6 protein-coding genes are annotated in these 5,029 nt (G+C 71.1%); 3 read left to right on the top strand and 3 right to left on the bottom strand.

Annotated elements, in window-relative coordinates:
- Window positions 1–70 precede the first annotated feature (70 nt).
- Window positions 71–421, top strand: coding sequence for a hypothetical protein (locus tag AC1DUQ_RS17430; protein ID WP_477059456.1), 351 nt, complete (start codon window positions 71–73; stop codon window positions 419–421).
- 25 nt (window positions 422–446) lie between these two features.
- Here AC1DUQ_RS17430 and AC1DUQ_RS17425 read toward each other — a convergent pair whose 3' ends face one another.
- Window positions 447–986, bottom strand: coding sequence for an NUDIX hydrolase (locus AC1DUQ_RS17425; RefSeq protein ID WP_477059455.1), 540 nt, complete (start codon window positions 984–986; stop codon window positions 447–449).
- Between the two features lie 64 nt (window positions 987–1,050).
- Between AC1DUQ_RS17425 and AC1DUQ_RS17420 the strand changes: the two genes are divergently transcribed.
- Entirely contained in the window at window positions 1,051–2,025 is a 975-nt protein-coding gene (locus tag AC1DUQ_RS17420) for a diacylglycerol/lipid kinase family protein (protein ID WP_477059454.1), read from the top strand.
- Between the two features lie 4 nt (window positions 2,026–2,029).
- Here AC1DUQ_RS17420 and AC1DUQ_RS17415 read toward each other — a convergent pair whose 3' ends face one another.
- Together AC1DUQ_RS17415 and AC1DUQ_RS17410 are read right to left on the bottom strand one after the other, a co-directional pair.
- Window positions 2,030–2,950, bottom strand: coding sequence for a universal stress protein (locus AC1DUQ_RS17415; protein ID WP_477059453.1), 921 nt, complete (start codon window positions 2,948–2,950; stop codon window positions 2,030–2,032).
- Complete coding sequence (locus tag AC1DUQ_RS17410) at window positions 2,947–4,407, bottom strand: APC family permease (RefSeq protein ID WP_477059452.1); 1,461 nt, start codon at window positions 4,405–4,407, stop codon at window positions 2,947–2,949. The genes AC1DUQ_RS17415 and AC1DUQ_RS17410 overlap by 4 nt, the downstream gene beginning before the upstream one ends.
- A 193-nt stretch (window positions 4,408–4,600) precedes the next feature.
- On the opposite strand from AC1DUQ_RS17410, the gene AC1DUQ_RS17405 reads away from it, so the two are divergent.
- Complete coding sequence (locus AC1DUQ_RS17405) at window positions 4,601–5,017, top strand: DUF5684 domain-containing protein (RefSeq protein WP_477059451.1); 417 nt, start codon at window positions 4,601–4,603, stop codon at window positions 5,015–5,017.
- Window positions 5,018–5,029 lie beyond the last annotated feature (12 nt).

Below are 5,029 nucleotides of genomic sequence, written 5' to 3'. Positions count from 1 at the left end.
ATGCTGAACCATGTGGTTCACCATACGACACTGAACCGAATGGTGCAATGACGGACCGTAGGATCGTGGCGTGAGAGCAATCCGGGGCAAGGTCGGGATCGTCGCTGCGCTGGTGCTCGCCATCGCCCTGGCCCTGTCCGCGCTCGCGGGACTCGGCTCGAGGCCGGCGGGCATCCCCGAGCAGGGACCCTGGGGCATCTCGCTCTCCTACCCGGAGGGCGACTGGAGCACCTGCGTCGACGACCCCTCGATGACCGACGGCCAGATGACTGCCGACATGCCGGTGTCACGCGTCTTCGTGAGCTCCGCGCCCGGCGCGACAGAGGCCGACGTCCAGCGCGTCCTCGACTGCCTGTCCGCCCGGATGACCGGCGGGACGGTCGAGGTCGGTCAGGTCGAGACCCCGCCGCTCGACAGCTGAGCGACGCGCAGGACAGCGACCGCGGTCAGCGCGACCGGACCTCGGCGAGAACCGTCTGCAGCCGGACGGCGAAGTCCTGGGGCGTCCCCGGCGGCAGCGCGTCGACGCCGAACCACGCGACCCGCTCACTCTCGGCGCTCACCACGGGCACCGTGCCCGCGGCGGCGTACGCCACGAACCCGACGTCCCAGTGAACCCGGCAGCGCCCGAACGCCGCGGAGAGCTCGTGGCGGTGCACGTCGGCGGGCAGGTGGCTCTCGAGCTGCAGGTCGGCGATGCCGCCCTCCTCGCGCGCCTCCCGGAGCGCGCCGGCCGCCAGGGACCCGTCGCCGGCCTCCAGGTGCCCGCCGAGCTGCACCCAGAACTGACCCTTGCGGTGGAAGCAGAGCAGCACGCTCGACAGGTCCGGCGTGAGGACGAAGCAGCTCGCCGTGAGGTGCTCGGGGGCCAGCGACCGGTCGACCGCGGCCGGCCCTGAGACGGCGACGAACGCGCGGTACTCCGCCAGCAGACCGGCCTGCGCGGGGTCGCGGGGGGTCCAGGCATCGAGCGCGTCGGTGATCACCGCGGCAGCGTACGGCGCCCGCTCCGAGTGGCCGGTCGGCGGAGCCGGGCTCATACTCGCCGACGTGACGATCCCCCGCGAGACTCCCGCCGAGCAGCGACTCGACCACGCCCCCCTGCGGTCGGCGGTCATCGTCAACCCCAACCGGGTCGAGGGTCTCGACGAGCTCCGCGCCGGCATCCGGGAGCAGCTGGCCGAGGCGGGCTGGCCCGAACCGGCGTGGCTCGAGACGACCGCCGACGACCCCGGCACCGGCCAGGCGAAGCAGGCGGTCGCCGACGGCGCCGAGGTGGTGTTCGTCGCCGGTGGTGACGGGACCGTGCGTGCCTGCATCGACGGGCTGGCCGGGACCGAGGCGGCGCTCGCCATCCTGCCCGGCGGCACCGGCAACCTGCTCGCGACCAACCTCGGCATCCCCACCGACACGATCGAGGGCGTCCAGCTGGCCCTGGACCGCGGCCGTCGGCTGGTCGACCTCGGTGAGGTGGACGGGCAGACGTTCGCGGTGATGGCGGGCATGGGCCTCGACGCGGCGATGGTCGACGACGCCCCCACCAAGCTCAAGGCGGTCCTCGGCTCCGTCGCGTACGTGTACTCGGCGCTCAAGCACCTGAACGACGCCGAGATGAAGGTCGAGGTGCAGGTCGACGACTACCCGGTGCTGCGCCGCCGCGCCCGCACGGTGCTCGTCGGCAACGTCGGGCGCCTGCAGGGCGGGGTCAACCTGCTGCCCGACGCCGAGCCGGACAACGGCCAGATGGACGTCGCGGTGCTGGCGCCCAAGAACCTGGGCCGCTGGATCCAGACCGCGGTCGGCGTCCTGCGCCCGGGGCGCAACAAGGTGCCGAACATGGAGGTGCTGCGCGGGTCACGGATCACGATCACCAGCGACCGCCCGCAGCCCCGCCAGCTGGACGGCGACGTCATCGACCCGTCGACCACCCTCGAGGTCACCGTCCGCCCGGACACCCTGTGGGTGTGCGTCTACCAGCCGGACACGTCCGAGGACCTCACCGAGGGCGCACCGACCCAGGACTGACAGGTCACAGCTCGTCGTGCGGCACGACGAGCACGGGGACCGGCGAGTGCCGGATGATCCGCGTCGCGTTGGTGCCCAGGAACACACGCCGCAGCGTGCCGGCGCTAGACGAGCCGAGGATCAGCAGCTCGTTCGCCAGCCAGTCGACGGACGTGAGCGCCTCCCACCAGCTGCCGCCGGACGCGACGACGAGCTCCACGTCGTCGTCCAGCCCGGCGCCGAGCCGGGCCTTCAGGGCGTGCTGCGCGTCGACCATCTGCGCGCGCCACTGCTCGTTCACCTCCGCCTCGATGTCGGTGCCGACCTCGGGCGGGTACATGGTGGGCGATCGGACGCCGAACGTGGCGATCCGCAGCTGGACGTCGATCTCGCGCGTCAGCCGCGCCGCCCACCGCACGGCGACGGACCCGAGATCGGTGCCGCTGAACGAGCAGGTGAGCCGGTGCGCGGCGACGTCGGCGGGGCCGGGCGGGCACCGGTAGGAGTGCGGCGCGATGGCGAGCGGGACCGGGGACGAGTGCAGGAGGTAGTCGGCGGTCGACCCGATCACCACCCGGCCCGGTGTGCCGTCGGGCGACGAGCCCAGCACCAGGGCGGTCGCGTCCCGCTCCTCGGCCAGGGCCGCGAGCGCCCGTGGCGTCGAGCGGTCGTGCAGCCGCACGAACTCGATGGTCAGGTCGTCGGCGCGCCCGTCGAGGACGTCGAGCACAGCGGCCTCCGCCTCGTCGGCCCGGGCCTGGACCCACTCCTGCATCTCGCCGTCGACCCGCGCCATCGACGGCACGGTCCACCCGTGCGGGACGACGGTCGCGATGACGAGCACGTCCGGCCCCGTCGCCTCCGGCAGCGTCCGGGCCAGCGTGACACCGAGGTCGATGGCGGCGTGGGAGTCGCCGAAGGGGTTGGCACCCACGACGATCGTCATCGGAGGTCCTCGTCGCGCAGCATCCCGGCCTCCACCGCGCGCTCCAGGACCGAGTGCTTGCGGCCCCACAGGAAGTAGAACGCGAGCACCACACCGAGCCACAGGAGGAACCAGGCGTACGTGTACCAGTGCAGGCCGGACAGGATGTACAGGCAGGCCAGCACTGCGAGCACCGGCGTGACGGGGTAGCCGGGGACCTTGAACCCGCGGGTCAGGTCAGGACGGCTGCGCCGCAGGATGATGACGCCGACCGAGACCACGATGAACGCGATGAGCGTCCCGATGGACACCAGGTCCCAGAGGTAGTCGAGCGGGACGAACGCGGCCAGGACGCCCACCACGCCCGCCACGATGAGCGTGTTGTTCACCGGCGTGTGGGTGCGCGGGTTGACGCGGGCGAACGACCGCGGGAGCAGGCCGTCGCGGCCGATGGCGAACAGGATGCGCGTCTGCCCGTACATGGTCACGAGCGTGACCGAGAAGATCGAGATCACCGCGCCGGCGGACAGGATCGTGCCCGGCCAGGTGGCGCCGACGACGTTCTCGAGGATCTTCGCCAGACCGGCCTCGCCCTGCTCCGTGTCGCTGAACGCCTCCCACGGCTGCGTGCCGAGGGCGGACACCGCGACCAGCACGTAGATGGTGGTGACGATCGCCAGGGCGCCGAGGATCGCGCGCGGCATGGTCTTCTGCGGGTCACGGACCTCGTCGCCGGCCGTGGAGATGGCGTCGAGCCCGATGAACGTGAAGAAGATCGTGCCGGCGGCGGCCGTGATCCCGGTGACGCCCATGGGGGCGAAGTCCGCGAAGTTGTCGGCGTTGAACCCGGTGAAGGCGATCGCCACGAAGAGCACCAGCACCGCCAGCTTGATGACGACCATCGTGGCGTTGACCTTGGCGGACTCCGACGCGCCCCGGATCAGCAGGACCGCGCACAGGGCGACGAGGACCAGCGCGGGCAGGTTGATGAGCCCCGGGTCGGCGTCCCACGGTGCGGCGGACAGCGCCGTCGGGATCTCCCACCCGATCAGGTTGTGCAGGAGCTGGTTCAGGTAGCCGCTCCAGCCGACCGCCACGGCCGCCGTGGACACCCCGTACTCGAGGAGCAGGCAGGCCGCGACCCCCATCGCGACCACCTCGCCGAGAGTCGCGTACGCGTAGGAGTAGGTCGACCCGGACACCGGCACCGCCGACGCCATCTCGGCGTAGGACAGCGCCGACAACCCTGCTGCCAGGCCCGCCAGCAGGAACGAGATCACGACGGCGGGACCGGCGTCGGGCACCGCCTCGTGCATGACGAAGAAGACCCCGGTGCCGACGGTCGCACCGACGCCGAACATCATCAGCGTGAAGGTGCCGAGCGAGCGCTCCAGGCCCTCGCTCGACCTCACGGTCGCGGCGGTGATCGGCTTCCTGCGCCAGATCTGCTTCCTCAGGGACGACTGTGTGACGGACATGGGCGGGCCTCTCTGAGGTGGCCCACCTGCCCGGGCCGATGCCGTGTGTGTCCCGCAACGGTAGGAGCGGGAGCGAACGGCGGCAAGGTTAGTGGAACCCGTACAGGTACCACACTGCTGACTCCCAGAAGACGCGGTGAGACGCTCCGCCATTTCGGGCACGCGAGCATGTGTTTGTCGCTACTGTCCGCGCATGATCATCACATCACTCGCCACCGAGGTGGCCACCACGACCTCCGCCACGGTCGGCCCCGGCGCCTACATCGGCGGCATCATCGGCTACCTGATCGGCGCGTTCGCGCTGTTCGGGATCTTCAAGAAGGCCGGCGAGCCGACCTGGCAGGCGTTCGTCCCGATCTGGAACACCATCGTCCTGCTCAAGGTCGCGGGCAAGCCGCTCTGGTGGATCGTCCTGCTGCTCATCCCGATCGTGAACATCGTCATCCTGGTCCTGCTCTACCAGGGGCTGTCGACCGCGTTCGGTCACGGGACGGGCTTCACGGTCGGCCTGTTCTTCCTCCCGATCATCTTCTTCTACATCCTCGGCTACGACTCCAACCCCTACCGGGGTGCTGACGCGGCTCAGCCGGTCGGCTACGCCACCGCCTGACCCGCTCTGGAC

The organism is Cellulomonas sp. P4_B5_2, from assembly GCF_056402235.1.
This window is presented reverse-complemented; position numbering and strand designations above follow the sequence as displayed.